25 protein-coding genes are annotated in these 26010 nt (G+C 67.0%); 8 read left to right on the top strand and 17 right to left on the bottom strand.

Annotated elements, in window-relative coordinates:
- The first annotated feature begins 1 nt into the window (after nt 1).
- The 6 genes from QCE62_RS32360 to QCE62_RS32335 are packed head-to-tail and all read left to right on the top strand — an operon-like array spanning nt 2 to nt 5733.
- Complete coding sequence (locus QCE62_RS32360) at nt 2-781, top strand: SDR family NAD(P)-dependent oxidoreductase (protein WP_309926959.1); 780 nt, start codon at nt 2-4, stop codon at nt 779-781.
- Nucleotides 781-1680 (top strand): MBL fold metallo-hydrolase, encoded by a 900-nt coding sequence (locus tag QCE62_RS32355; protein ID WP_309927550.1) that lies wholly within the window; start codon nt 781-783, stop codon nt 1678-1680. Before QCE62_RS32360 ends, QCE62_RS32355 begins: the two co-directional genes overlap by 1 nt.
- A 1-nt stretch (nt 1681) precedes the next feature.
- A complete protein-coding gene (locus QCE62_RS32350) occupies nt 1682-3199 on the top strand; it encodes an FGGY family carbohydrate kinase (protein WP_309926956.1) in 1518 nt (505 codons plus the stop codon).
- A complete protein-coding gene (locus QCE62_RS32345) occupies nt 3196-3873 on the top strand; it encodes an HAD family phosphatase (RefSeq protein WP_309926953.1) in 678 nt (225 codons plus the stop codon). Before QCE62_RS32350 ends, QCE62_RS32345 begins: the two co-directional genes overlap by 4 nt.
- Nucleotides 3863-4972 (top strand): glycerol dehydrogenase, encoded by a 1110-nt coding sequence (locus tag QCE62_RS32340; RefSeq protein WP_309926951.1) that lies wholly within the window; start codon nt 3863-3865, stop codon nt 4970-4972. Before QCE62_RS32345 ends, QCE62_RS32340 begins: the two co-directional genes overlap by 11 nt.
- A 14-nt stretch (nt 4973-4986) precedes the next feature.
- Nucleotides 4987-5733, top strand: coding sequence for an SDR family oxidoreductase (locus tag QCE62_RS32335; protein WP_309926949.1), 747 nt, complete (start codon nt 4987-4989; stop codon nt 5731-5733).
- A gap of 13 nt (nt 5734-5746) precedes the next feature.
- On the opposite strand, the gene QCE62_RS32330 is transcribed toward QCE62_RS32335, so the two are convergent.
- The 7 genes from QCE62_RS32330 to QCE62_RS32300 form a co-directional block, all read right to left on the bottom strand.
- Entirely contained in the window at nt 5747-6676 is a 930-nt protein-coding gene (locus QCE62_RS32330; RefSeq protein ID WP_309926947.1) for an FAD-binding protein, read from the bottom strand.
- Nucleotides 6677-7426, bottom strand: a complete 750-nt coding sequence (locus QCE62_RS32325; RefSeq protein ID WP_309926944.1) for an electron transfer flavoprotein subunit beta/FixA family protein — start codon at nt 7424-7426, stop codon at nt 6677-6679.
- Nucleotides 7427-7439: 13 nt separating this feature from the next.
- The gene (locus tag QCE62_RS32320) at nt 7440-8627 is read right to left on the bottom strand and encodes an FAD-binding oxidoreductase (RefSeq protein WP_309926943.1); all 1188 of its coding nucleotides are present in this window, start codon (nt 8625-8627) and stop codon (nt 7440-7442) included.
- 114 nt (nt 8628-8741) lie between these two features.
- On the bottom strand, nt 8742-9527 hold the full coding sequence (locus QCE62_RS32315; protein ID WP_309926941.1) for an ABC transporter ATP-binding protein: 786 nt from the start codon (nt 9525-9527) through the stop codon (nt 8742-8744).
- On the bottom strand, nt 9515-10288 hold the full coding sequence (locus QCE62_RS32310) for an ABC transporter permease (RefSeq protein ID WP_309820903.1): 774 nt from the start codon (nt 10286-10288) through the stop codon (nt 9515-9517). The genes QCE62_RS32315 and QCE62_RS32310 overlap by 13 nt, the downstream gene beginning before the upstream one ends.
- 10 nt (nt 10289-10298) lie before the next feature.
- Nucleotides 10299-11324, bottom strand: coding sequence for an ABC transporter substrate-binding protein (locus QCE62_RS32305; RefSeq protein ID WP_309926939.1), 1026 nt, complete (start codon nt 11322-11324; stop codon nt 10299-10301).
- Between the two features lie 141 nt (nt 11325-11465).
- Nucleotides 11466-12476, bottom strand: a complete 1011-nt coding sequence (locus QCE62_RS32300) for a LysR family transcriptional regulator (RefSeq protein WP_309926936.1) — start codon at nt 12474-12476, stop codon at nt 11466-11468.
- Nucleotides 12477-12586: 110 nt separating this feature from the next.
- Here QCE62_RS32300 and QCE62_RS32295 point away from each other — a divergent pair, with 110 nt between their 5' ends.
- Nucleotides 12587-13570, top strand: a complete 984-nt coding sequence (locus tag QCE62_RS32295) for a GlxA family transcriptional regulator (RefSeq protein WP_309926928.1) — start codon at nt 12587-12589, stop codon at nt 13568-13570.
- 4 nt (nt 13571-13574) lie between these two features.
- On the opposite strand, the gene QCE62_RS32290 is transcribed toward QCE62_RS32295, so the two are convergent.
- The 10 genes from QCE62_RS32290 to QCE62_RS32245 all read right to left on the bottom strand — a co-directional run bounded on the left by QCE62_RS32290 (nt 13575) and on the right by QCE62_RS32245 (nt 24785).
- Nucleotides 13575-14786 (bottom strand): FAD-binding oxidoreductase, encoded by a 1212-nt coding sequence (locus tag QCE62_RS32290; RefSeq protein WP_309926926.1) that lies wholly within the window; start codon nt 14784-14786, stop codon nt 13575-13577.
- Between the two features lie 60 nt (nt 14787-14846).
- Nucleotides 14847-16472 carry an FAD-dependent oxidoreductase gene (locus tag QCE62_RS32285; protein WP_309926923.1) on the bottom strand — a complete coding sequence of 542 codons (1626 nt, stop codon included), beginning with the start codon at nt 16470-16472 and terminating at the stop codon, nt 14847-14849.
- 32 nt (nt 16473-16504) lie between these two features.
- Nucleotides 16505-17908: an MmgE/PrpD family protein gene (locus QCE62_RS32280; RefSeq protein ID WP_309926922.1), complete on the bottom strand. Its 1404-nt coding sequence runs from the start codon at nt 17906-17908 to the stop codon at nt 16505-16507.
- Complete coding sequence (locus QCE62_RS32275; RefSeq protein ID WP_309926921.1) at nt 17905-18972, bottom strand: iron-sulfur cluster-binding domain-containing protein; 1068 nt, start codon at nt 18970-18972, stop codon at nt 17905-17907. Before QCE62_RS32275 ends, QCE62_RS32280 begins: the two co-directional genes overlap by 4 nt.
- On the bottom strand, nt 18965-20218 hold the full coding sequence (locus QCE62_RS32270; protein ID WP_309926919.1) for an aromatic ring-hydroxylating dioxygenase subunit alpha: 1254 nt from the start codon (nt 20216-20218) through the stop codon (nt 18965-18967). The genes QCE62_RS32275 and QCE62_RS32270 overlap by 8 nt, the downstream gene beginning before the upstream one ends.
- 85 nt (nt 20219-20303) lie before the next feature.
- Nucleotides 20304-21185 (bottom strand): nitrilase-related carbon-nitrogen hydrolase, encoded by an 882-nt coding sequence (locus QCE62_RS32265; protein WP_309926918.1) that lies wholly within the window; start codon nt 21183-21185, stop codon nt 20304-20306.
- A 3-nt stretch (nt 21186-21188) separates the two neighbouring features.
- Nucleotides 21189-22121, bottom strand: coding sequence for a glycine betaine ABC transporter substrate-binding protein (locus QCE62_RS32260; RefSeq protein ID WP_309926917.1), 933 nt, complete (start codon nt 22119-22121; stop codon nt 21189-21191).
- A gap of 23 nt (nt 22122-22144) precedes the next feature.
- Complete coding sequence (locus QCE62_RS32255) at nt 22145-22861, bottom strand: ABC transporter permease (RefSeq protein ID WP_309926914.1); 717 nt, start codon at nt 22859-22861, stop codon at nt 22145-22147.
- Nucleotides 22858-24045 carry an ABC transporter ATP-binding protein gene (locus QCE62_RS32250; protein WP_309926912.1) on the bottom strand — a complete coding sequence of 396 codons (1188 nt, stop codon included), beginning with the start codon at nt 24043-24045 and terminating at the stop codon, nt 22858-22860. The genes QCE62_RS32255 and QCE62_RS32250 overlap by 4 nt, the downstream gene beginning before the upstream one ends.
- Nucleotides 24042-24785: an ABC transporter permease gene (locus QCE62_RS32245; protein ID WP_309926909.1), complete on the bottom strand. Its 744-nt coding sequence runs from the start codon at nt 24783-24785 to the stop codon at nt 24042-24044. Before QCE62_RS32245 ends, QCE62_RS32250 begins: the two co-directional genes overlap by 4 nt.
- A 217-nt stretch (nt 24786-25002) precedes the next feature.
- Between QCE62_RS32245 and QCE62_RS32240 the strand changes: the two genes are divergently transcribed.
- Nucleotides 25003-25995: a LysR family transcriptional regulator gene (locus QCE62_RS32240; RefSeq protein WP_309926905.1), complete on the top strand. Its 993-nt coding sequence runs from the start codon at nt 25003-25005 to the stop codon at nt 25993-25995.
- Nucleotides 25996-26010: the final 15 nt, after the last annotated feature.

Below are 26010 nucleotides of genomic sequence, written 5' to 3'. Positions count from 1 at the left end.
CATGTACATGGACAAATTCCGGCTCGACGGCAAGATCGCGGTCGTGACGGGCGCGGCACGCGGCATCGGCTTTGCGATTGCGGAAGCGCTCGGCGAAGCAGGCGCGCGCGTCGTGCTGACGGACTTCGACGCGAAAGCGCTGGACGAAGCGCTCGCGAAACTGGCGTCGTCAGGCGCGCAGGTGGAAGGCGAGCTGTTCGACGTCACCGATCCCGCCGCCGCGCAACGCGTCAACGATGCCGTGGTCGCGCGTCATGGACGCGTGGACGTGCTCGTCAACAACGCGGGCATCGCGATCTCGAATCATCCCGCTGAAACGATGAGCGACGAAGTGTGGGACCGCGTGATCGACGTGAACCTGAACGGCGTGTTCCGTGCCTGCCGCGCGTTCGGCAAGGGCATGCTGGAGCGCGGCGGCGGCAGCATCGTGAACGTCGGCTCGATGTCGGGCTTCATCGTCAACCGGCCGCAGGAACAGGCGAACTACAACGCGTCGAAGGCGGGCGTGCATCATCTGACGCGTTCGCTGGCCGCCGAATGGGGCGCGCGCGGCGTGCGCGTGAACGCGGTTGCGCCGACTTATATCGACACGGAAATGAACCAGTACGTGTACAAGAAAGAGAACGAGGAGATGTATCGCCATTGGGTGGGCGGCACGCCGATGAACCGTCTCGGACGCGTCGATGAAGTGGCCTCCGTGGCGCTGTTCCTCGCCAGCGATGCGGCGAGCCTGATGACGGGCGCCATCGTGCTCGCGGACGGCGGCTACGTGTGCTGGTGATGCACGCCGAATCCTTCGATACGCCGCTCGCCGCGCGTCTGGCCGATGCGCGTCATGCGCCGCGCGCGGGCGAGGTCGTGTTGTACTGGCTGGGCCAGGCGGGCTTCGTCATCGATACGCCGGAAGCGCGGCTGTTGATCGATCCGTATCTGTCGGACTCGCTCGCGCAGAAGTATCGCGGCACGCGCTTTCCGCATGAGCGCATGATGCCCGCGCCCATCGCGCCGCATGATTTCGATCGCCTCGATCTAGTGTTGTGCACGCACCGGCACACGGATCACATGGACCCGGGCACGCTGCAACCGCTGGCGGAACGCTTTCCGTCGCTGCGCTTCGTGGTGCCGGAAGCATCGCTCGATGAAGCGCTCAGGCGCACCGGCGCGAGCCGCGAGCGGCTGATCCCGGTCGAAGCAGGGCAGCGCGTGCCGCTCTTCGATGGCTGCACGGTGTCGCCGATCGCGTCCGCGCATGAAACGCTCGACACGGACGAAGCAGGGCGCCATCCGTGGCTCGGCTATGTGATCGAACTGCATGGCGTGCGCCTCTATCATTCGGGCGATTGCGTGCCGTATCCGCAGTTGCACGAGCGCGTGCGGCAGGCCGCGCCCGATGTCGCGCTGCTGCCTGTGAATGGCCGCGACGCCACGCGCAGCGGCAACGGCGTGCCGGGCAATTTCACGCTCGACGAAGCCGTGGAACTCGCGCGCGCCGCGCACATTCCCGCGCTGATCGCGCATCATCACGGCTTGTTCGGCTTCAATACGCTCGCGCCCGAAGTGATCGACGCCCGTATCGACGATGAACGCGAACACGGCGCATTGTCGATACACCGCGCGCAGACCGGCTGCGCGTGGCACATCGGCGCATCGACGCCTCGGCGCGCACGAATGGGTGAATGACATGGAGACCTTCTATCTCGCGATCGACGTGGGCACGGGCAGCGTGCGCGCCGCGCTCGTCGATTCGCGCGGCGTGGTGCGGCACATCGCGGCGCATGAGCACGAGCAGATCGTGCCGCGCTATGGCTGGTCGGAGCAGCGTCCGGCCGACTGGTGGGCGGGCGCGGCGCGTTCCATCCGCGAGGCGCTCGACAGCGTGCCCGGCGCGGCGGCGAACGTCGTGGCGGTGTGCGCGTGCGGGCAGATGCACGGCACGGTGCTGATCGACGCCGACGGACAACTCACGCGCGACACCGCGCCGCTCTGGAACGACAAGCGCACCTTCGGTCAGGTCGCGCAGTTCCGCGCGAGTCACGATGCACAGCGCTATCTGCACAACACCGCGAATCCCGCGACGCCCGCATGGCCCGCGTTCAAGCTGCAATGGATCAAGGAGCACGACCCGGAGGCGTACGAACGCGCGGCCACGGTGTTCATGCCGAAGGACTACGTGAACTTCCGACTGACCGGCGAGCGCGCCTGCGACTGGAGCGATGCATCGACGAGCTTCCTGATGGACCCGGTCACGCGCACGTGGTCGCGCGACATGCTCGACCTGCTCGGACTCGATGCCGCGAAGCTCGCGCCGATCCGCGCGCCGCTCGACCTGCTCGGCGCCGTGACCAAGGAAGCCGCCGCGGCGACCGGCCTGCGTGAAGGCACGCCGGTGCTGGTCGGCGGCGCGGACTATCCGGTGTCGGTGCTGGGCTCGGGCGTCTATGGCGCAGGGCAGGCTTCGGACATCACGGGCACGTCGTCGATCATCACCGTCATCGCCGATACGCCGATGCTGCATCCCGAAGTATCGAACCTCGTGACCTGCGACGGCTCCTGGGGCCGTTTCATGCTGCTCGATTCCGGCGGCGATGCGATGCGCTGGGCGCGCCGCGCCTTCCACGAAAACGCGCTGTCCTACGAGAACGTCGCGCAGAAGGCGGCGAGCGCACCGGTGGGCGCCGAAGGGCTGTTCTTCCTGCCGTACCTGACCGGCGAGCGTCTCGGCGAGCACACCAATTCGCGCGCGCAGTTCTTCGGCATCACGGCGAAGCATGGGCTGGCGCATCTGCATCGCGCGGTGCTGGAAGGCGTCGCGTTCGGCGTGCGTCGGCATATCGCGCTGCTGCAACCGGACGGCGCGAAGACGGAACGGCTCGTCGCGGCGAGCGGCGGCGCGAAGGCGTCGCTGTGGCTGAAGATCAAGGCCAGCATGTATCGCACGCCGATCCTGGTGCCCACGCAAGTGGAGTGCGGCGTGACGGGCTGCGCGATTCTCGCCGCCACCGCGCATGGACAGTTCGCGCGTCTCGCCGATGCCGTCAGCGCATTCGTGAGCTTCGAGCAGGAAGTGCTGCCCGACGAACGCGCCAGCGACACCTACGACCGCATGATGCCGATCTTTGAGCGCCTGTACCTGAACGCGCAGCAGTTCTACGACGACCTCGACCGGCTCGCCCTCGACTCTCAAGAACCCACACGATGATCAAAGCCATTCTCTGGGACATGGACGGAACCCTCGCCGAAAGCGAGGCGCTGCATCTCAGCACCTTGATCGCGGTGCTGGCGAAACATGGCATCGAAGCCGGCGACGAAATGCATCCGCTGATCTTCGGCAAGACCGGGCGCGAAGTGCATGCGTTGTGCTGCGAGCGGTTCGGCCTGTCCACGCCGTTTGCCGCGTGGTCCGCGTTTCGCGCCCGCGCCTATCTCGACGGCGCGCCGCATCTCGTGCCGCGTCCGGGTGCGCTGGAGGTGTATCGCGCGGCGCAACGGGCGGGGATTGCGCAAGGCATCGTGTCGAACTCGTCGCGCATGTTGCTCGAAGCCAATCTGCGCGCGCTCGGCCTCGAAGAGCCGCAGCTCGTGACCGTGAGCGCCAACGACGTGCGCATGGGCAAGCCCAGCCCCGAGCCCTACGAACGCGCCGCGTGGCTGATGCGCGCGCTGCCCGCCGAGGTGATCGTTGTCGAAGACAGTCCGACCGGTGCGCGCGCGGCCATCGCCGCGAACATGCGCGTGCTCGGCTGGCCGCCCGACGAAGCCGGCGCCGCGCTGTTTCCGCCGCAAGCGCAGATCGTCTTCACGCCGGAAGAACTGGCGCGGGCGCTCGGCCTGACTGATGTCTCCCTCTCCGGACAGACGGACGATGATGCCTAGAACCAGCATCTTTCCGTCGCGCTATGTGCAGGGCGCGGGCGCGCTCGAGCAACTTGGCGCGGAACTCGCGCGCCTCGGCACGCACGCGGCGTGTCTCGTGGACAGCAGCGTTGCCGCGTTGATCGAACCTGCACTGGCGAAGACCGACGGCGTGCGCGTGCAGATGCGCAAGCAGGACGCGGCCTGCACCGAACGCGCCATCGCCGATGCGGCCGCGTGGGTCAGGCAATGCGGCGCGGATATCGTCGTGTCGTTCGGCGGCGGCAAGGTCGTGGATATCGGCCGCGCGGCGGCGGACGATCTGCGGCTGCCGTTCGTCTGCGTGCCGACCATCGCGGCGTCGGATGCGCCGTGTTCGGCGCTCGCCGTCATCTACGACGAAGCGGGGCACGTGGTGCGCGACCGCTTCGTGCGGCGCAATCCCGATCTCGTGCTGCTCGACACTGCGTTGATCGTCGCGGCGCCGGTGCGCTTCTTCATCGCGGGGATCGGCGACGCCCTCGCGACCTTCTACGAAGCCGATGCCTGCCGGCGCTCCGGCGCGCGCAATCTGTGCGGCGGCGTGGGCACCGCGCTCGCCTTCGAGGCCGCGCGGCTGTGCCGCGACACGCTGTTCGCGCATGCGGTGGACGCCGTCGCCGATTGCAGGCGCAAGACCGTGACGCTGGCGTTCGACGCGACGCTGGAAGCCACCGTGCTGCTGTCGGGGCTCGGCTTCGAGTCGGGCGGCGTCGCGGCGGCGCATGCGATCCATCACGGACTGGCGCAACTCGACAGCACGCACGGCGTCCTGCATGGCGAGAAAGTGGCGATCGGCACGTTGGCTTCCTTGTTCCTGTGGCCGTGCGCGGACAGAGAACGCCGCCGCGTGTTCACGTTCTGCAAGGCGGTGGGCTTGCCGACGCGTCTCGCCGATATCCACGTGGACGCGGCGGACCGTACGGCATTGCTGCGCGTCGCGGAGCGTGCGTGTCGCGAGGGCGAAATCATTCATAACGAACCGTATCCGGTGAACGCCGGCATGGTCGTCGCCGCGCTCGATGCGATGGATCGCTACGCCGCGTTGATGGATCACGCCGAACCCGCCACCACCCTTTGAACGAGGACGATCACATGGAACAGGCATTTCGCGCAGGACTTTTCGAAGGCAGGACCGTGCTCGTGTCGGGCGCGACGAGCGGTATCGGCCTCGCGATTGCAAGCGGCTTTGCGGCGCTCTCGGCGCGAGTGATCGCCACGGGTAGTTCCGATGCGAAGCTCGCTTCCCTGCGCGCGGATCGCACGCTGGAAGGCATCCGTTTCGAGAAGCTCGACGTGCGCAGTCCCGGCGACATCGTGGACTTCGTCGCGCAACTGGATGAACTCGATGTGCTGGTGAATGCCGCGGGCGTCGCGCGTCCCGCCGACGAATACACGGACGCGGTGTTCCAGGAAGTGCTCGACGTGAACCTGAGCGCGGCGATGCGTCTTTCGATGGCGGCGCGCGACCGGCTCGAATCCCGGCGCGGCGCGATCATCAACATCGCCTCGATGCTGAGTTTCATGGCCGACGCCGACGTGCCCGCGTATTGCGCGAGCAAGTCGGGCATCGTCGGGCTGACGCGCGCGCTGGCCCATGCTTTCGGACCGGCGGGCGTGCGCGTCAATGCAGTGGCGCCGGGATACCATCGCACGGACATGACGAAGGCGCTGTGGCAGGACCCGGCGAAGGCGGACAAGATCGCGGCGCGCAGCGCGCTCAAGCGCTGGGGCGAGGCGGAGGATCTGGTGGGCGCGGTGACGTTTCTCGCATCGCCGGCTGCGGCGTTCGTCACGGGCGTTACCTTGCCCGTGGACGGCGGCTATCTGACCGGCGCGTGAGGCCGCGCGCGGGTCATAGCTGTTGCGTGATTTGCGGAACGGCCTCGAACAGATCGCCGACGAGTCCATAGTCCGCGATGCTGAAAATCGGCGCCTCGGCATCCTTGTTGACGGCGACGATGACCTTCGAATCCTTCATGCCGGCCAGATGCTGGATCGCGCCCGAGATGCCGACCGCCACGTACAACTGCGGCGCGACGATCTTCCCGGTCTGTCCGACCTGCCAGTCGTTGGGCGCGAAGCCTGAATCCACGGCCGCGCGCGACGCGCCCACGGCCGCACCGAGCTTCTGCGCGAGCGGGTCGAGGATGGCGAAGTTATCCGCGCTGCCGAGTCCGCGCCCGCCCGACACGACAATGCGCGCCGAGGTCAGTTCGGGCCGCTCGCTGACGGCAATCTCGCGGCGCACGAAGCGGGCGCGGCCGTTCACAGCCACCGCGTCGCGCGTGTCGATTTGCGCGTTGCCACCTGACGCGGCGGCAGCATCGAACGCGGTGGTGCGGATCGTCGCGACCTTGATCGCGTCGCCGCACTGCACGGTGGCGATCGCATTGCCCGCATAGATCGGGCGATCGAAGGTATCGGCGTCGTGAATGGCGATGACATCCGACATCTGCGACGCATCGAGCTTTGCGGCCACACGCGGCGCGACGTTCTTGCCCGCCGCCGTCGCCGCGAAGAACAGATGCGTATACGACGGCGCCAGCATCAGCACCTGCGCGGCGAGCGCTTCGGCGAGGCCGTCGGCGAGTTGCGGCGCGTCGATCAGGATCACGCGCTCCACGCCCTCGATGGCGCTGGCCGCTTCCGCCGCACCGCGTGCATCATGACCCGCGACCAGCACATGCACACCGTTCTGCAACTGCTGCGCGGCGCTCACCGCGTTGAGCGTCGCGGCCTTGATGCGGGCGCCTTCGTGTTCGGCAATGACGAGAGTGGTCATTCAGATTACCTTCGCTTCGTTGCGGAGTTTGTCGATGAGCGCGGCCACGTCGGTCACGCGCACGCCGGCCTGGCGCGCGGGCGGTTCCTTCACGGTGAGCGTCTTCAGGCGCGGCGCAGGATCGACGCCGAGTTCCGCCGGCCTCAGCGTATCGACCGGCTTTTTCTTCGCCTTCATGATGTTGGGCAGCGTCACGTAGCGCGGCTCGTTCAGGCGCAGGTCCGTCGTGACGATGGCCGGCAACGTGAGTTCGATCACTTCGAGCCCGCCGTCCACTTCACGCGTAACCGTGGCCGTGTCCGTGCCGATCTCGATGCGACTGGCGAACGTGGCCTGCGGCCAGTCGAGCAGCGCGGCGAGCAACTGGCCGGTCTGGCCCGCATCGTCGTCGATGGCCTGCTTGCCGAGAATCACCAGCTGCGCCTCTTCGCGCTCGACCGCCGCCTTCAGCAGCTTCGCGACGGCCAGCGGCTGCAATTCCGCATCGGTGTGGATGTGCACGCCGCGATCCGCGCCGATGGCCAGCGCCGTGCGCAGCGTCTCCGCGCTCTGCGCCGGGCCGCAGGTCACCGCGATCACTTCGCTTGCATGACCGGCTTCCTTCAGCCGCACGGCGGCTTCCACGGCGATCTCGTCGAACGGGTTCATCGACATCTTCACGTTGCTCGTCTCGACACCGCTGTGGTCCGCCTTTACGCGGACGTTCACGTTGTAATCGACGACACGCTTCACTGCTGCCATGACTTTCATGCCTGGACCTTCCTCAGGAAACCGCGCCGACGCCGTACTTGCCGGTCAGCAAGGCGCCAGTCGCGAAACGTTCGATGGAATACGGCGCGAGCGAGACCTCGGTCGGCAGGCCGAGCGCGGCTTGCGCGAGCACCAGGCCGACGGTCGGCGAGAGCTTGAAGCCGTGACCGGAGAAGCCATAGCCGATCACCAGTCCGTCGATGCCGGGCAAGCCGCCAAGCACGGGATTCCAGTCGGGCGTGACGTCGTACACGCCGGTCCACGACGAGGCAATGCCCGCCGCCTCGTAGGCCGGAAAGCGCTCGGCGACCTGCGCGCCGACTTCGACGACATAGTCCATCGGAATGTCGCCTTGTTCGGTGTCGGCGTGGTCGAGCTTTTCGCCGGCGGTGCCTTCGCTCACCAGCATCTGATTGCCGCCGTAGCTGCGGTAATAGAGCATGCCCGGCGACGCGAGGTCCTTGAACACCGGCATCTGGTACGTGTAAGCGGCGCCTGCGCATTCCAGCGCGAGCACCGCATGACGTTCGGGCGAGACCGGCAAGGTCTGGCCGGTCCAGCCGGCGAGTTCGGGCGTCCAGATGTTCTGCGTGCTGACGACCATCGCGGCGGCGAAATCGCCCGCGCTGGTCGAGACGCCGCGCACCTTGCCGTTGTCGATCAACAAGCGGTTCACCGTGACGTTCTCGCGTATCGTCACGCCGCCGCGCCGTGCGGCGCGCGCAAAGCTCGTCGCGGTCAGATAGGCATCGGCGAAACCGGCTTCGGGTTCGAAGCCGATCAGGGCGGCATCGTCGAAGCGGGCGATCGGCATCAGTTCCTGCGCCTGCTGCGCACTCAGCAATTCGAGCGGAATGCCTTGTTGCTGCTGCTGTTCGAGCGAGGCGCGCAAGGGCTCGACCTTGTCGCCCTCGGCCGCGACGATCATGTAGCCGCTCTTCACGAGGCCGCATGACGCTTCGTCGTCGCCGAGATATGCCGCGAAGTCGTTGAACACGGCCCACGACTTGCGCGCGAGCTGGACGTTTTCCTTCACCGAATAATGCGTGCGCAGAATGCCGGACGATTGCGAGGTCGTGCCCGCGCCGATGGTCGCGCGGTCCAGCACGAGCACGTTCTTCGCGCCGAGCTTTTGCAGGTGGAACGCGACCGACGTGCCGACTACGCCGGCCCCGATCACCACCACGTCATAAGTATTCACGGTTGCGCTTCCTTTGCGATGCGGATGATGGATGCAGTGTGCCGCGCCGCCTGCGCCGCGCGGCGTTCATAAGGAACAACGATGCTAAGCAGAAGCGCGGGCACGCCACGGGTGTCAGGCAGCGCCTTCCAGCCCCTTCATGACTTCGGCCTGCACGGTTTCCCAGATCGACTTCTTCATCTCGAGATACGCGGGCGAGAGCTGCACTTCGGCGGAGCGGGGCATCGGCAGGTCGTTGCGGATGTCCTGCACGATGCGTCCCGGCTTCGCGCCCATCACGATCATGCGCGTGGAGAGCATCAGCGCTTCGTCGATCGAATGCGTAATGAAGACGATGGTCTTGCCGCTCTTCTCGTACAGCGAAAGAAGCTGTTCCTGGAGCACCTGGCGCGTCATGGCATCGAGTGCGGCGAAGGGTTCGTCGAGCAGCATCACGTCGGGGTCGTTGGCGAGCACGCGCGCAATCGACACGCGCTGCTTCATGCCGCCCGAGAGCCTGCCGGGATAACTGTCCTCGAAGCCCTTCAGGCCCACCGCCTCGATATGACGGCGCGCGGCCTCACGCCGCTCCGCCTTGCTGACGCCGCGCATCTTGAGACCGAACGCCACGTTCTCGCTGACCGTCTTCCACGGGAACAGCGCATATTGCTGGAACACCATGCCGCAGGCCGGCTCGATGTCCTTCACCACCTTGTCGTGAACGAGCACGCGGCCTTGCGTCGGCTGCTCGAAGCCGGAGATCATGTTGAGCATCGTCGACTTGCCGCAACCCGATGCGCCGAGCAGCACGACGAATTCGCCCCGGGCGATATCGAGGTTGACTTCCTTCAGCACCTGCAACGCGCCATAGCTTTTCGCGACGCCTTCGAGGCGGATCATCGGCGCATTCATCGTTGCCATGACAGCACCCCGCGTTCGATGAGGCGAAACACGGCATCGGTAATCAGCACCGTGATGCTGATGAGCACCATGCCGAGCACGACCGTGTCGGTCTGGAAAAACTCGCGTCCGTTCATGATCATGAAGCCCAGGCCTTGCTGCGCGGCGACGAGTTCGGCCGAGATCACGCAGGTCCACGAGAGGCCGAGAATCACCTTCATGCCGGACAGGATCTGCGGGATGCAACCCGGCAGGATCACTTCGACCATCACCTGCCAGCGGTTCGCGCCGAGATTGCGCGCGGCGCGGATGAAGATCGGATCGATACTGCGTGTGGCGTCGATCACATACAGCAGCGCGGGCGCGAACGAGCCCATGAAGACGATGCTGTACTTCTGCGTTTCGGTGATGCCGAACCACAGCAGCGACAGCGGGATCCAGCTCATCGAGGGCAGCGGGCGCAGGAACGACAGCAGCGGATCGAACACGGCGCGCGCCACGCGTGACGTGCCGAGCACGATGCCGAGCGGGATCGACACCAGCGCGGCCGCAAGGAAGCCGACCATCACGCGGCGCGTCGAGGCGAGCACGTGGTCGAGCAGCGCATGCTGGTTCCACATGCGGATGCCGCGCGCCAGCACCTGCGACGGCGCGGGCAGGAACACGGGATCGACCAGGCCGGCGCGGCAGATGAGTTCCCACAGCAGCAGGAAGCCGATCAACGAGCAGGCGCTGACGACGAACAGACCGCCGCCGTCACGCCATCTACGATTGGAGGCCATCCGCGCGCGCTCAGAGATAAGTTGCGTTGATCCAGTCCGCCACCTTCGGCGACTGATCGATCTGCTTCAGGTCGACGAGCATGTCCGAGAGCTTCTGCACGCCATCGACGAACGGCCCCGGCTTGCCGCCGTTGCCCACGAAGAGCGCCTTCTGCTGCGCGTGCGAATACCACTGGGTCTGCTTGAGGACGGCCATCTGTTCGTCCTGGGACAGGCTGGTGAGCGTCATCAGGATCGGCGCGGCTTTTTCGGGCTGTTGCGTCATCAGGTCGTTGGCTTGCGCGATGCCTTGCAGGAAGGCCTTCGGCACTTCGGGATGCGCGCTCGCGAAGGCCGTGCGGACCAGCAGCACGTCCGGTCCCGGCGTCAGCTGGAACTGCTTGTAGAGCGAGAACGACGAATCGTCGAGCAGCAGCTTCGTGTCGGGCAGGGCGCGGATGCGGTCGAAGGTCGGCGTCCATGCGGCGGCGGCGTCGATCTGGTTGCCGCGATAGGCGGTGAGCAGTTCAGTGGCCGGCAGATTGATGATGCTGACGTCCTTGGTCGGGTCCATGTTGGCCTGGCGCAGCACGTCGAGCAGCAGCACATGCGAACTCGACGCATAGGTGACGCCGATCTTCTTGCCTTTCAGATCCGCGAGCGACTTCACGTTCGCATGCACCAGCAAGCCTTCGGACTTGCCAAAGTTGTTGGGCGTGGTGATGAGCTGAAATTGCTTCGCGCCGTTGGCCATCAGCGCGAGCGCCGAGACGACGCCCGTGCCGGCGATATCGAGGTTGCCCGACATCACCGCGCCCATGCGCGCGGAGGAGGTCGAGAACGACTGCCAGCGACAGTCGATGCCGAGCTTCGTGAAGATGTCGGTCTTCATCGCGACATAGGCCGCGTAGTGCCCGAGCCATGCCGAGCCGCCGTAGTTGACGGGAACCGCCGCCGCGCGCGCCAGCGGCGCGAAGCCTGCCGAGATGCCCGCCGTGGCGGCGGCCGCGCCGATCCAGGAAGCCTGCTTCAGAAAAGTGCGGCGACTGCTTGTCATCGTTATGTCCGTCCGAATGAGAGGTTTGAACCGGCGGCGTGCCCGGCGTGATCTGGTCCGCCATCGATGGTAGTGGCGAACGCGTGCTCGCCATAAAGCGGGTTGCCGAATCAGCAACTCTTATGTTTTGAAGCAGTTGCGCTAATTCGATGCTGCATTGCCCACTGCTTCGGCTTCTGCCGCGTGGGTATCGAAGAGATGGGGGGGCATGCCCGGCAGGGCCGCATGCAGACCGGGCGCGATCACGTCGCGCGTCACGGCGATGGACTCGCGCGACACGGCTTCGGCCATCGCGGACCATTCGGAACGGCGCGTGAGGATGTAGAAGTCCCGGTGCCCGATGCGCGTGAGAGGCAGCGGCACGACCGTCACGTCCGGCAGATGTGCACGCGATTGCCACAGGCACAGCGGCGAAGTGATCGCGCAACCGAAGCCGGACGCGACGAGACTGAGCAGCGGATCGGTGTCATCGAACTCGTAGCGGTTCGGCGCGTGGAAGTTCATGTGCTTGACGAGCCGCTCCACCTGTTGCCCGATCAGCGAGCGCCCGGTGTAGCGCAACAGCGGCAGTTCACGCACGACGTCGTGGAAGTTGCGCGGTGGGTGTTCCGCGCAGAAGGCCTTCGGCGCGACGGCGACAAAGGTCTCCGAAAACAGCGGACGCAATTCGACACGGCGCGGATCGAGTGTCGCGTCCGTGCAGATGGCGAGATCGAGTTCGCGGTTGGCGAGTTGTTCGCTCAGGATCGGCGTGAGACCGGACCACATCGAAAGCGTCTTCATGCGCTCCGCCAGCCGCTGCACGATGAACGGCCCGACACTGGCGGCGAACGAGTCCACGCAGCCGATACGCAGGCTCGACACGCCTTCGCTCGTCGCCGTCCGCACGTTGTGCGAGACCGCCTGCGCATGTTCGAGCAGCCCGCCCGCCTGCTCGAACAGGATGCGTCCCGCCGCGTTGGGCCGCACGGGCCGGAACTCGCGGTCGAACAGCGCGACGCCCTGTTCGCGCTCCAGCGCGGCGATCAGCTGGCTCACCGCGCTCTGCGTGACGCCGAGCACGCGGGCGGCTTCGGTCATCGAGCGCGTCTCGCATACCGCGACGAACGCCTGCAACGCGCGCAGGTCCACCCCGACGAATGTATTTCGCATGGCATCCTCCTGCGCGCCATAATAGCGGGCACAAGCATCGAACACGGCGTCTTCGCGAGTGCGCTTGCTGCTCAGCGAAGGCTTGCATCGTCAACCCCACGTCGCGCGCCTTGGTCACTCACTCTTCTTCATCCGCCGCCGTGCCGCCGCGCCGGTTCGTGTTCCTGCTGGCCGAAGGCCTCTCGATGATGAGCCTCTCGTCCGCCATCGAGCCTTTGCGCTCGGCCAACCGCCTCGCGGGAGAAACGCTCTACGGCTGGACGCTTGCGAGCCTCGATGGCGAGCCGGTCGAGTCATCGAATGGCATTGCGCTGGCGGCGCGCAGCTTCGACGACGTGTATAAGGAGGCCGACTACGTGTTCATCTGCGGCGGCCTGCGTCTCGCGCCCGCGCAGGAACCGGCCTTCGTCGCGGCGCTGAAGCGGGCGGCGCGCACGGGTGCGGTGATCGGCTCGCTGTCGACGGCAACCTGGCTGCTCGCGCTTGCTGGCCTGCTCGACGGCTATCACTGCACCATCCACTGGGAGAACCTGCCGGCCTTTACGGAAGCCTTTCCCGATCTGCTGTGCAGTAGCCGGCTGTTCGACATCGATCGCGACCGCATGACGTGCTCGGGCGGCATCGCGGCGATGGACATGATGCTGCAGCTCATCAAGACGCAGCATGGCAGCGATCTGGCGGTTCGCGTCGCCAACCAGTTCCACCACGAACGCATGCGCGACACCGCCGACAACCAGCGCGGCTGGCGCGACCAGAATCACGCGAGCCTGCCGCGCGGCATTCGCCGGGCCATCGAGATGATGCGCGCGAACGTGGAGACGCCGGTGCAGATCAACGATATCGGATCGGCGATCGGCATGACGTCGCGGCAGATGGAGCGCCTGTTCCTGCGGCATCTGAACGCGACGCCCGCGCGCTATTACGTGCAGCTAAGGCTGGAGCGCGCGCACGACATGCTGACGTATTCGAGCGTGCCCGTAGCCGATGTGGCGGTGGCGACGGGCTTTGCGTCGCCGTCGCATCTGGCGCGCTGGGTGCGCCGGGCGTACGGCATCAGCCCGACGGAATTGCGCGCGGCGCAGCCGCGCTCCTGAGCTTCTACGCGGCTTCCAGTACGGGCGCCGCAGCGCGCAACGGCAACGGCAGCCAGCCCTGCAATTCGCGCCAGTTCGGCTCCAGTTCGGCGAAGCGCGCGAGCGAGAGCGATGACAGATCGGCGAACCCGCAATGCCCGTCCACGACGAGATCGCGGATTGCGTGCCCGCTCGCCGGCGACAAGCCAAAGCCCACGCTCGACAAGGTCGCGACCGTCACGTTGCTTTGCGCCGCCGGCCGATCGATCACGGGCCGTCCATCCGGCGTGTTCTCGATATAGCCCGCCCAGCTGCGGATGACCTTCGCATGCGCGGCCTTCGGCAGCAGGGCCGCGAGCCGGGCCGCGATGCTGCATTGAAGCGGCGTCGAATGCGGGCGGACTTTCGGGACGTCGTCGAGCGCGAGCCATTCGTGCGGTCCGCCGCCATACGCAAGATTGCCGCGCAGCGTCTGCCGTCCATACAGTCCGTTGCCGTCGATACCGCCCAGCGGCATCAGCGGCAGCGGCTCGGTGACGATCATCTCCGCGCGCGCGGCCGCCAGCGGCACGTCGATGCCGAGCTGCGCCGCCAGCACGCCGGTATGCGGTCCGGCCGCGATGACCAGATGGTCGCAGGCAAACTCCCCTGCGGGCGTCTGCACCGCGGAGACGCGTCCGCCTTGCGAGACGAAACCCGTCACCGGCGTGTGTTGCAGGATGCGCCCGCCGTGATCCTCCATGGCCCACGCATAAGCCTGCAACGTGCGATGCGGATTCGCATGGCCGCCGAAGTGATAGAAGTAACCGGCATGCACGTTGTCGCCCGCGAGCGGCACGAGTTCGCGCACCTGCTTCGCGTCGAGCACGTCGGAGCGCAGTCCGTGATGTTCGCCGTTCTCCAGCGCGCGCCGGTAGAGGATGAACTGCTGTTCGTCCAGTGCGATGCGGATGCGTTCGCGGCAGAACTCGGTCGGATAGCCGAGCAGTTCGTCCATCATCGGCCAGAGGCGCTGCTCTTCCATGAAAAGCGGGCTGTGATGATGCGAACAGCCGCCGCCGTTGCGCCCCGACGCGCCCCAGCCCAGCATGCCTGCTTCGAGCACCAGCACGTCGATGCCCTCGCGCGCGAGCCACCATCCCGCCGACAATCCCGTCACCCCGCCGCCGACGATGACGACCGATGCGCCCTTGACCGTGCCGCCGTCCGTGGTCTTGCCTGCTGCCGATGTGTTCATGCCTGCGTGCCTCGATTGCGATTGGGAGTTGCCTTTGGATGCGATGGAGTCGACGTCATGTTATTCGCTCGCCACTGCTTCGCCGACCTGGCGCGTGCCCGCGCGATAGAGCGGCTCGACGCGCCAGAACGGCACCCATTGCGAGGCCATGCCGAACCAGCTGTCCCAATGCGCGGCGGTCGATGAGGCTTCGGCGACTTCGGCCAGCTGGCGCAATGCGAGCGGACGCACCGGCGCGCGGAAGGTGGCGAGCGGAATCTGCGGCAGCGCGCAGCCCGAACCGATGGCCAGCAGCGCCGCCACTTGTTCGCGGCAGCGGCGGCCCTGACACGGACCCATGCAGGCGCGTGTCAGGCGCTTGACCGCATCGGGATTCGGCGGGCCGCTCTGCGCCAGCCCGGCGACGCCGCGCGTGTCGTGCGCGGCATCGGCGGGATGCCAGTCGAGATAGCGCGGCGGACGCACATCGAGGATCTCGCGCGCGGTTACTTCCTCGCACTGGCACACGAACGGCTCGCCCGCCGCGCCGATGACGCTCGCCTGGACCCATGCCACGCGTGCCTGCGCGATGTCGTATGCGGGCGTGTCGGGTTCAATCGGCTTGGTCGCGGCAGTTTCGTCCCGGGAAGCGCCCAGCGCTTCGAGCGCCGCGCGCGCTGCGCGCCGGCCTTCCTCTCGCGCGACATCTTCATCACGGCTCTTGCTTGCCCACACGCCCGCGCAGTCGCCGGCCGCGTGAATGAACGGCAGCGATGTGCGTTGCATCGCATCGACGATCACGACATGACCGCTGCGCGCGGCATCGAACGTCGTTGCGCAGCCGGCTGCTTCGGGCAGTTCGATCGCGGGCAGGGCGGCGATGCCGAGCAACACCGTGTCGCACTCGAACGCGGTCGATGCGCCCGTATCCAGCGACGCCGCTTCGACCGAGGTCACGCCGTAGGCGTCGCCGTGCGCGTGCCGCACCGCGTGACGCACGAGCAGCCGCGCGCCGCCTGCCTCGAGTTGCGAGGCGAGCGCCGGATCGCCGAGAATCGCCTCCGACTGTTCGATCACCGCGACAATGCGCACCCCGCGCGCCATCAGTTCGACGGCCACGTTCAGTGCATCCGTATCGCTGCCGACGAGCACCGCGCGGCGCGCATCGAGTGCGCCGTAGAGCACCGCGAGCCGCCATGCGGCGCTCGCGCCCATCACGCCGGGCCGCTGCCAGCCGTCGAAGGCGAGGCCCATGTCACGCCGTCCGGACGCGACGATCACCTGTTTGAAACTCATCAGCCACGCATGCGAGGCATCGGCGAGACCGGCGGCGTGGGTGTCCATCCACGCGCGCGCCGGGCCGTGCGGGAAAAGTCCCCAGACCGCCGTGCCGAGTCTGACGTCGACGCCCGCTTCCAGCGCGTCGCCGAGTTCGGGACGCGCCTCCAGCATCGCTTCGAGCATCGCGTTGGCATTGCCCGCTGTCGCGCCCATGCGTCCGCCGAAGTGCAACGGCACGTCCTCGCCCATGGTTTCCAGCGGCACCGGATTTTCATCGACGAGCGTCACGCCGATGCCGCGTCCCGCCGCTTCGAGCGCGGCCGCAATGCCGGCGGGACCCGCGCCGACGATGAGCAGATCGGTCGCTTCGCCGACCGGCGGCGCCTTGCCCGCGACGCTGGCGGGATCATGGAACGGCGTGTGCATGGCTTCGTTTTCCACTGTTTCGGTTCGATCGTTCAGGAGGGGACGGCCTGGTCGTCGCAGGCGCGTGCATCGGCTTCTTCGATGGCGGGCGGCGCGTTCAGCACGAGTTCGCACAAGCGGGCGGCACTTGCATCGGGTTCGGCGAGTGCATCGACGGCGGCTTCGAGTTCGCTCGCGAAACGAGCGCCGAAACGCGCGCTCGTCAGGCTGCGGTATTTGTCGCGTTCGGCACCGGGCGATAGCGGGCGCGCGAGGTCGCCGTCCGCCTGCATCGGACCGGAATCGAGGCGGCGTCCGTCGCTCAGTTCGACGCCCACACGCGCCCAGCGCTCGGCGGGAAAGGCTGCGTTGAAGTCCGCGTGTTCGCGCGTGACGAGCCGCGGCAGCAGTGCGCGCACCGCGGGATCGGCGAGACCCGCATCGCCGATGGTGTCCGCATCCACGCGTCCATGCAGCAGCGCGGCGGCGACCGGGAACAGCACGCCGTATTGCGCTTCTTCGGTCGTGCGCGGCGCGTCCGACCACAGGCGCGCGGCTTGATGGAAGGTCTCGATTTCCACGCGCACGATGTCCGCCGCATCGAAACCGGCCTGCGCGCGCACCGCGAGCGCCGCCGCAATCGAAGCGTGCGCCCAGCGGCACACCGGATACGGCTTCACATACTGTTCGAGGATCAGCCAGCGTTCGCCGAGATCGGCCCAGACGGCGGGCGCATCGCGTTCGACGGTCGTGGCCGGCGCGCCGGTGAAGCCGCGCGACGCGAGCCACGCCGCGCTGATGCCCGCGAGCGCGCCCCAGCACGAGCCGTCCTTCAGCATGGTCGGATGATCGATACAGCGCATCATGTCCGAGCGCGGTCCGTGATACTCGGCGATGCCGAGCGCGTGACGCGTCGTCGGCAGATCGAAGCCGAGCGCGCGGCTCGCGATGGCCGCCGCCGCAAGCGCATTCCACGCGCCCGACGTGTGATATTCGCGGCTCGTCGCGTGCAGCGCGATACCCGCGCGCGTGCCGAGCTCATAGCCGAGCACCGTCTGCACGATGAACTCGCGGCCGCTCATGCCGGGCGCGCGTTCGGTCATCGCGAGCAGTGCGGGCAGCACCGTGACGCCTGCGTGGCCCTTGGTGAGGGCGTGGCCGTCGTGGCCGTCGAAACTGTCGATGGTCGCCGCGCCCGCGAAGGCCGCGCCCGCCGCGCTAGCGAGCCGCCCGTCGAACAGCATGCGCGCCGGACTGCGGCCGGCGGCGAAACAGTCGAGCGCATGTTCGCGCGCAATCGACGACATCCGCGTGCTCGTGCCCGCCGCCGCGATGCCGAAGAGATCGAGCAGGCGGCGCTGTGCGTCGCGGACCACCGTATCCGGCAGCATGTCGAAACGCAACGCGTGCGTGAAGCGGCTGGCGTCGTCTTGCAAAGGAGCGGCGGTGCGTGTCATCTGAGCGCGATCTCGATGTCGGTGGAAGGGCGGCTGGAGCACGCGAGAATCCAGCCTTGCGATTCCTCGGCGGCGGACAAACCGCCCGCGTGCTGCATCGAGACTTCGCCGGAGAGGCGGCGGACCTTGCATGTGCCGCACATGCCGCTCGCGCAGCCGCAGGGAATCACGACGTGCTGACGCGTCGCCGCGACGAGCAGCGTTTCGCCCGCGCGCACGTCGAAGCGCTTGTCGCCGAAGGTGGCGTGATGGATGACGCCGGTCGTGTCATCGGGCGTCGGTGTTGCCGGATCGACGGGTGCCGGTCCGAAATGCTCGATATGAAACGCCGCGCGTCGCGCGCCTTCCGCCGCATGAATCTGCCGGATGCCTTGCATGAAGCCCGCCGGGCCGCAGCAGTACACCGTGCGGCGGCCGAAGTCCGGCGTCATCGCCCAAAGCGTGCCGCGCGTCATGCGTCCGCGCAGGCCGAACCAGCCCGGCTCCGGCGCACTGAGCCAGACGCTGATCCGCAGGTTCGGCATGCGCGCCTGCAGCGCGGCGAGTTCGGCCGCGAAGAGGATGTCGTCGGCATGACGCGCGCTGTGCAGCCAGGCGACGTCCGCATCCGGCCGGCTGTGTGCGAGCGTGCGCAGCATCGACATCAGCGGTGAGGCCCCCGATCCCGCCGACACCAGCGCAAGCGGCTCCGGATTTGCCACGTCGAGCGTGAAGCGGCCGAGTGGATAGCGTGCCTCGATTTGCAGGCCCGGCACGCAGTGTTCGTGCAGCCAGCGCGTCACGACGCCGTCGCGCTGCGCCTTGATGGTCAGCTCGATCACGCCGCGCCCGAGCGGCGACGACGCAATCGAGAAGGTCCGGTCATGCCGCACGCCGTCGATATCGAGCGTCAGCAACATGGCTTGTCCGGGCGCATGGCGGCGCGCGCCGTCGGCATGGTGATCGCGCAGGAAAAAGGTCCGCACGCCCGGCGCTTCATCACGCACCCCGATGCATTCGAGCGTGCGCGCGGCGGCTTCATCGAATGCATTCACGGTGTCGGGGTCGATCAGCACGTCAGCCATTCGACACCTTCAGTTCAATCGAGCGATGCGGATGCGAGCCGTCCAGATACGTCGCCAGCTTGTTCGCGTACCAGTGGGTGAAGTTGCGCAACATGAATTCGGATGGCGCATACGGTCCCGGCGTGTAGCCGATCGAGCCGACGCCCAGCTGATTGTTGGCCGCGAGCCGCGCGTCCTGCGTGTTGGTGGCGTTCCACACGGAGGTCAGCGTATCGACGTCGTAATCGACGCCTTCCACCGCGTCTTCATGCACGAGCCAGGTCGTGCGCAGCATCGTGCGCGACGCCGACAGCGGCAGGATCCGGAAGTGGATGATGTGATCGGCGAGGAAGTGATTCCAGTTGTTCGGCACGCGGAACATGCGTACCGAGCCGAGGTCGGGCTCGGTGAGATCGCCGAGCAGCTTGCCGCAGGCAGGCGAGCCATCCGGCGTGAACGACACCGCGCCGCGATGAAACGGCAGGCGGATGCAGCGGAACTCGTCGCCGCCATCGGCCGGCAGATGCGGCAGGCCGTGCCGTTCCCACTTGGCGGCCTGCGAGTCCATCAGCAAACGGAAGTCGCGCGAGCCGGCGGGATCGTCGGGCAGCGCGAATTCGACCAGCGTCGCGAGCAGCTCCGGATGATTGCCTGCGCAGTGATAGCACTCGCGATTGTTCTCGATGACGAGCTTCCAGTTCGCGTCCTCGATCATCGTCGAGACGGCCGCTACCTTGGTGCGCCACGGCTGATGCGGTGCGATGTAGGGCGTCACCGCTTCGCGAAAGCGCGTGAGGTCCGGCGGCGTATCGGCGAGGCAGAGGTAGACCATCCCGCACACGATCCCGACATGCACCGGACGCAGTCCGTACGCTTCGCGCTCGAAGTCCGCGGGCATCTGCCGCGCATGCAGCAGCGAACCGTCGAGTTCATAGACCCACTGGTGATAGGCGCAGGTGAGGCGGTGCGCATGGCCCTTTTCGTCGAGACAGATGCGCGAGCCGCGATGTCGGCAGGTATTGAAGAAGGCGCGAATCTCACCGTCCCGGTCGCGCAGAACAATGACCGAGGTCGCGCCGATTTCGAGTGTCAGGTAATCGCCCGGTTCTCGCAGTTCGCAGCTATTGCAGGCGAAGAGCCATTCGTTGTTGAAGACGGCGTCGATATCGAGTTGATGAAACGTGTCGTCGGTATAGAACGGCTGCGGCAGCGAGAAGTTGTCACGGCGTTGCGCGAGGGCGGCGCGCACGCGTGTCGGGTCGATCATCGTCGTGTTCTCCGTGCGAACGATCAGTTAGACCGATTGTCTGCCGCTGATTTGGCGCATGCCGACAGCCACACGACCTACCCGATCACGAAACCGACACGATGTCGTTTTCATCGTTTCCGGAAGCGTGGCGAGACAGAGCCATGTCGATGGCGCGGGCATCGCGGACCGTCGGCAGGTCGAAGCGGGCGTTGCGCACCGCGCCGTAGTCGAGGTCGGCGATCACCAGTTCCTCGTGCGCCGTCTCGCTCTGCGCGAGCACCTCGCCGCGCGGGCCGACGATGCGCGAGCCGCCCCAGAAATGCAGCGCGCCTTCGCGTCCGACGCGATTGGCGAACACGATCGGCAGCCCATAGACGAGTGCATGGGCGCGCAATACGGTGTCCCAGCCGCGCGGGTTGTCGAACTCAGTGCCGACTGCTTCCACCGCCGAACTCACCGGCGCGGCGCACAGCGTGGCGCCGTCGCGCGCCAGCCGATGCATCAGCGCAGGGCTCCACAAGTCCGCGCAGATCGGCGTCGCGACACGCCAGCGCGGGTCGTCCGGCAGCGCAAACTGATCGAGGCGCTCGCCGTGTCCGTAGTACTTGCCGTCGTCGAGTTTGCCGTAGGTCGCGAGCGCAATCTTGCGATGCACCCGCACCACGCGTCCCGCATGCAGCGTCGCGACGCTGTTGTAGAACAGCGCGCCCGGGGCTTCCTCGATGAACCCGACTACCGCCGATAGCTCCGAGCAACCGCGCGCGAGTTCGAGCAAGGCTTCGTCATCGCGGGTGAGGGCGAGCTTCAGCGCGTGCTCGCCGGCGCCGTGTCCGGCCAGCGACAGTTCTGGAAACACCAGCAGCCGCACGCCGCTTTCCGTCGCCTGTTCGATCACCCGCCGATGCACGGCGAGATTCGCCGCGAGATCGCCGGGAACGGTTTCGATCTGCGCGGCCGCGACGCGCAAGGCTGGCTGCGCGCGCATGGATCAGAGCAGGCCGGCGGACTTGAGGAACGCGCCGGAGACGTCGCTGAGCGACTTCTTCTGCACGTCCACTTCGGCGTTGAGACGGGCCATGGTCGCGTCGTCGAGCTTGGCGGACAGCGCGTTCAGGATGCCCGCCAGGTTCGGATTGGCGTCGAGCGTCGCCTTGCGCACCACCGGCGTCAGCGCATAGGCGGGGAAGAAGTTCTTGTCGTCACGCAGGACGATGAAGTTGAACGCGGGCACGCGGCCATCGGTCGTAAAGACCAGCGCGGTATCGACCTGACGATCCTTCAGCGCCTGATACGTGAGACCCGAATCCATCCGCTTGATCTGCGCCGGGCCGAAGTGGAAGCCGTACTCCTTCTCCAGCGGACGCAGGCCGTCGGGGCGCGCGTAGAACTCGGAATTGCACGCGAAGGTGAGTTCCTTGCCGCTGTTCAGCACCTTCGCGAGATCGCTGAGCGTCGCGATGCCGAGCTTCTGCGCGACATCGCGGTTCATCGCGAGGCCATACGTGTCGTTCGCCTTCGACGGGTCGAGCCACACGAGGCCCTTCTGCGCATCGAGTTCCTTCACGCGCGCGTAGGTTTGCTGCGGATCGAGCTTGTCGGTCACCTTGTTGTAGGTGATGAGCGACGTGCCGGTGTATTCCCAGTACACGTCCACCTGACCGTTCTCCTGCGCCTGACGCAGCACCGTGCTGCCCATGCCGTCCTTCTTCACGACATCGAAGCCCTTGGCCTTCAGCAGTTCCGTGGTCATCTCCGCGAGCAGGACCTGCTCGGTGAAGTTCTTCCCGCCGACCGTAATGGTCGATGCGGCCTGCGCCGCCTGGCTCGCGCCCAACGCACTGAATGCGCCGAATGCGAGCGTGAACAGGGATGCGCCGAGCAGGCGTGACCACGACGTGCGTGACAACAGCGGCTTGAACATGGGCTTCGGTTCCGGGAGAAGGATCAACGTTGAGGACTGACGCCGCGCGGCACGAGCCAGTGCTGCAGCTGCGCGACGAACAGGTCGGTGGCGACCGCGAGGAGGGCGGTCGGGATGGCGCCGGCAAGCAACATCGTGAAGTCGTTCAGGTCGATGCCGGTGAAGATGAGTTCGCCCAGTCCGCCGCCGCCGACGAGAAACGCCAGCGGCGCGGTGCCGACGGTGATCGCCAGCGCGGTGCGCACGCCGGCGAGAATCACGAACATGGCGTTGGGCAGTTCGACCTTGCGCAGGATCATCCACTGCGTCATGCCGATGCCGTTGGCCGCTTCGATCAGCGCGGGCGGCACGGCGCGGATGCCTTCGTAGGTATTCATCGCGATGGGCAGCAGCGTGGCGAGCCACAGCGCGAGAATCGCGGGCTTCGCGCCGATGCCGAGCACGCTCATGGCGAGCGCGAGGATCGCGAGCTTCGGCACGGCCTGGCCCGCGTTCAGCGTGAACATGACGAAATGCGCGGCGCGGCCGTTCTCCGGACGGCTCAGCCAGATGCCGGCGGGCACGGCCACGAGAATGGCCGCGACGCCCGCGATCAGCACCATCAGCATCTGCTGGCCGGCCTGATAGACGATGTCCGCGCGATACTGGCCGATCGACGCCAGCCAGTTGTCCGCATGCGCCGACGCGCTGACGCATGCCACCGCCAGAGCACACGCAAGGCGAGCGGCGCGCGGCTTCATCGCACGGCTCCGGCGGCGAGCGCGATATCGTCCGCCCGCGGCGCGGCGGCAACCTGCGGCGATGCTTCGCCCGAAACGCATGCCGCGCGCGCCATCGAAGCGATGCGTTCATGCGTCACATAGCCGATGAAAGCGCCCTCGGCATCCACGGCCGGCAGCCACGTCACGCCGTGCGCGAGCAGCATCGACATGACGGAGCGCAGGTCGTCGGTTGCACGTATCACGGCGGGTAGCGGACGCAGCCGCACGGCCTCCAAGGTTGCGCCTGCTGCGGCGAGTTCCAGCGGCCCGACATGGCCCACCGGCTGGTTCTGCGCATCGAGGACGACCAGCGTGTCGGCCAGATGATCGCGCAGGAGCGTGCGTGCATCGGCGCTCGCGTAACCCAGTCGCGCGACGCGTGCCGGTTCCAGCGCGGCATCGGCGGCGCGCATCAGGCGCAGGCGCTTCAGCGCCCGGTCCGTGCCGACGAAATCCGCGACGAACGCACTCGCCGGACGCGCCAGCAACTCGTCGGGACTGGCCATCTGCTCGATCTTGCCGTCGCGAAAGATGGCTACCTTGTCGCCCATCTTCATGGCCTCGTCGATGTCGTGGCTCACGAACATCACGGTCTTGCGCAGGCTCTTCTGGATATGGCGGAACTCGTCCTGGATCGACGTGCGGTTGATCGGATCGATCGCGCCGAACGGCTCGTCCATCAGCATCACGGGCGGATCGGCGGCGAGCGCCCGGGCCACGCCGACGCGCTGCTGCTGGCCGCCCGACAAATCGCGCGGATAGCACGGCATGAAGGTCGCCGGATCGAGCGAGACCATCGCCAGCAGCTGTTCCGTGCGCTCGCGGATGCGCGTCTTGTTCCAGCCGAGCATCTCCGGCACGAGCGCGATGTTGTCCGCCACCGTCATGTTCGGAAACAGGCCCACCTGCTGGATCGCATAACCGATGCGCCGCCGCAGCTCGACGATATCGAAGCCCGCCGTGTCCACGCCGCCGATCAGGATGCGGCCCGAGGTCGGCTGCACGAGCCGGTTGACCATCTTGAGCGTCGTGGTCTTGCCGCAGCCGGACGGTCCCAGCAGCACGCACAGTTCGCCTTCCTCGACCGTCATCGAGATGTCGTCGACGACCGCCTTGTCGCCGCGCGCAGTGAAGCGCTTGGTCAGGTTTCGAAGCTCGATCATCGTCCCTCCGCCGGAGTGGCAGGCGTGTGTGCAAGAGGCGCCGCGAGCGGCGGACGGGCCGTGGCGCGGCGCCACAGGAAGCGCGCCCGGCGCGGCCGCATGCCTTCCGGCGTCAGCCGCCATTGCAGCGCGGCCAGGCCGAGATCGGCGAGGATGGCCAGCAGCGCGACGATCAGCGCGCCCGCCACCAGCTGCCGCGGGTCCGACTGCGATATGCCGCGGCTGATGAGCCGCCCGAGTCCGCCCGCGCCGATATACGTCGCAATCGCCGCGATGCCGATGTTCATGACCACCGCCATGCGCACGCCGGCCATGATGATCGGCACGGCAATGGGCATTTCGACGCGCCGCAGCCGCTGCCACGAAGTCATGCCCATGCCTTGCGCGGCTTCGCGCAGCGCGGGATCGAGATTGCGGATGGCCGCGTAGGTGTTGCGCAGGATCGGCAACTGCGAATAGAGGAACAGCGCGATGGCCGCCGGCAGGAAGCCGATGCCCTGGCCGATCAGCGACAGCACCGGGATCAGCAGGCCGAACAGCGCGATGGACGGAATCGTCATCAGCATCGCGGCCGTATAGAGCACGACGCGCGCGAGCCGCTCGTTGAGCGTGATGACGATGCCGAGCGTGACGCCCGTCACGATCGCGCAGCCGACGCCGGCCAGCACGATCAGCACGTGATCGACCAGCATTTGGCCGATCGATGCCGCATTACTCCAGATGAAAACCAGCGTATCCAATGCGGCCTCCGTGCACCCGATGCGGGTGTGGATCGAATGTAACGGGCCAATAACACGTGAACCAACACAAACTCGACATCAACTGTCACCAAACCGACCGGGCCTGTGCGGGTGCATCAAAGCGCTGGACTCTGTTTTAAAGTGCGCGTGGCGGTTTTGTAGAAGGCAAACTGATGATGAGCGCCGCGCGGGCGGCCGTTCTTCTTGCGGAGACTTGATGAGACGCACCCCAGCCCCGATCGATTTGCGCGCGTTGCAGGCGTTCGTCGCCGTCTGCGAAACCGGCTCGATGACGGCCGCCGCCCGCCGCCTCGGCCTGAGTCAGAGCGCGGTGAGCCAGTCGATTGCCGCACTGGAACGCGAACAGGGCGCCGATCTCTTCGATCGTGACAGCCGTCCGCCGCGTCCGAATCGCGCCGGGCGCGCGCTGCTCGAACTCGCAGGCCCGCTGCTGGAACATGCGCAGACGGTGAGCGCGCGGCTCGGCGCCGAATCGCTGGCGGGGACGTTGCCTTTGCGGCTCGGTTGCGTCGATTCCTTCGCGGCGACGGTCGGCCCCGAACTGATTCGCGCGATGTCCGGTCCGGCGCGACAGATCACGCTGTGGTCGGGCCTGACGCCCGGGCTGGCGGCGCAGATGCACGCGCGCGAAGTGGACGTCGTGGTCTGCACGCAGACGGCGTTGACCGATGCGCGCATCGTCGAAGTGCCGTTGTTTTCGGAGGCGTTCGTCGCGGTGGTGTCGCGGCGCTGGCTGGAGGAACGCGCGGCTGGTCACGCGCAAGGCAGCACGCCGGACTGGCGCACGCTTGCGGACGAACTGCCGCTGATCCGCTATACGGCGCGTTCGGTGATTGGCCAGCAGGTGGATCGCTTTGCGCGGCATCTGGGTATCGAAAGCCCGCGCCGCTACGAATTCGACGCCACCGATCCGCTATTGAGCCTCGTCAGCGCGAAGCTCGGCTTTGCCATCTCGACGCCGCTGTGCCTGTGGCAGGCACGGCATTATCTCGACGAGATCGCCGTGTTGCCGCTGCCCGAAGGACGGCTCGCGCGGCGCGAGTTCTTCGTGCTGCATCGGCAGGGAGAGTGGGACGGTTTCGTCGATGAGACCGTGACGCTCACGCGACGTGTGCTTGAGCATCTGATTCGCCCGGCGCTCGTGCGCGCCGTGCCGACGTTGCCGGACGACGCGTTGCGCCCAGCATGATGCATGGGTCGGCGA

The sequence above is a fragment of the Caballeronia sp. LZ033 genome, from assembly GCF_031451265.1.
GTDB lineage: Bacteria > Pseudomonadota > Gammaproteobacteria > Burkholderiales > Burkholderiaceae > Caballeronia.
Note: the sequence above shows the minus strand (reverse complement) of the source record. Positions and strands in the feature narration are given on the sequence as shown.

What these genes read in the sequence shown, in the direction of transcription:
- QCE62_RS32290 (WP_309926926.1), bottom strand. Translation starts at nt 14,786, where the DNA reads ATGAACACATCGGCAGCAGGCAAGACCACGGACGGCGGCACGGTCAAG.
- QCE62_RS32350 (WP_309926956.1), top strand. Translation starts at nt 1,682, where the DNA reads ATGGAGACCTTCTATCTCGCGATCGACGTGGGCACGGGCAGCGTGCGC.
- QCE62_RS32240 (WP_309926905.1), top strand. Translation starts at nt 25,003, where the DNA reads ATGAGACGCACCCCAGCCCCGATCGATTTGCGCGCGTTGCAGGCGTTC.
- QCE62_RS32310 (WP_309820903.1), bottom strand. Translation starts at nt 10,288, where the DNA reads ATGGCCTCCAATCGTAGATGGCGTGACGGCGGCGGTCTGTTCGTCGTC.
- QCE62_RS32300 (WP_309926936.1), bottom strand. Translation starts at nt 12,476, where the DNA reads ATGCGAAATACATTCGTCGGGGTGGACCTGCGCGCGTTGCAGGCGTTC.
- QCE62_RS32270 (WP_309926919.1), bottom strand. Translation starts at nt 20,218, where the DNA reads ATGATCGACCCGACACGCGTGCGCGCCGCCCTCGCGCAACGCCGTGAC.
- QCE62_RS32335 (WP_309926949.1), top strand. Translation starts at nt 4,987, where the DNA reads ATGGAACAGGCATTTCGCGCAGGACTTTTCGAAGGCAGGACCGTGCTC.
- QCE62_RS32345 (WP_309926953.1), top strand. Translation starts at nt 3,196, where the DNA reads ATGATCAAAGCCATTCTCTGGGACATGGACGGAACCCTCGCCGAAAGC.
- QCE62_RS32250 (WP_309926912.1), bottom strand. Translation starts at nt 24,045, where the DNA reads ATGATCGAGCTTCGAAACCTGACCAAGCGCTTCACTGCGCGCGGCGAC.
- QCE62_RS32305 (WP_309926939.1), bottom strand. Translation starts at nt 11,324, where the DNA reads ATGACAAGCAGTCGCCGCACTTTTCTGAAGCAGGCTTCCTGGATCGGC.
- QCE62_RS32325 (WP_309926944.1), bottom strand. Translation starts at nt 7,426, where the DNA reads ATGAAAGTCATGGCAGCAGTGAAGCGTGTCGTCGATTACAACGTGAAC.
- QCE62_RS32355 (WP_309927550.1), top strand. Translation starts at nt 781, where the DNA reads ATGCACGCCGAATCCTTCGATACGCCGCTCGCCGCGCGTCTGGCCGAT.
- QCE62_RS32360 (WP_309926959.1), top strand. Translation starts at nt 2, where the DNA reads ATGTACATGGACAAATTCCGGCTCGACGGCAAGATCGCGGTCGTGACG.
- QCE62_RS32260 (WP_309926917.1), bottom strand. Translation starts at nt 22,121, where the DNA reads ATGTTCAAGCCGCTGTTGTCACGCACGTCGTGGTCACGCCTGCTCGGC.
- QCE62_RS32315 (WP_309926941.1), bottom strand. Translation starts at nt 9,527, where the DNA reads ATGGCAACGATGAATGCGCCGATGATCCGCCTCGAAGGCGTCGCGAAA.
- QCE62_RS32280 (WP_309926922.1), bottom strand. Translation starts at nt 17,908, where the DNA reads ATGACACGCACCGCCGCTCCTTTGCAAGACGACGCCAGCCGCTTCACG.
- QCE62_RS32330 (WP_309926947.1), bottom strand. Translation starts at nt 6,676, where the DNA reads ATGACCACTCTCGTCATTGCCGAACACGAAGGCGCCCGCATCAAGGCC.
- QCE62_RS32265 (WP_309926918.1), bottom strand. Translation starts at nt 21,185, where the DNA reads ATGCGCGCGCAGCCAGCCTTGCGCGTCGCGGCCGCGCAGATCGAAACC.
- QCE62_RS32255 (WP_309926914.1), bottom strand. Translation starts at nt 22,861, where the DNA reads ATGAAGCCGCGCGCCGCTCGCCTTGCGTGTGCTCTGGCGGTGGCATGC.
- QCE62_RS32275 (WP_309926921.1), bottom strand. Translation starts at nt 18,972, where the DNA reads ATGGCTGACGTGCTGATCGACCCCGACACCGTGAATGCATTCGATGAA.
- QCE62_RS32340 (WP_309926951.1), top strand. Translation starts at nt 3,863, where the DNA reads ATGATGCCTAGAACCAGCATCTTTCCGTCGCGCTATGTGCAGGGCGCG.
- QCE62_RS32285 (WP_309926923.1), bottom strand. Translation starts at nt 16,472, where the DNA reads ATGCACACGCCGTTCCATGATCCCGCCAGCGTCGCGGGCAAGGCGCCG.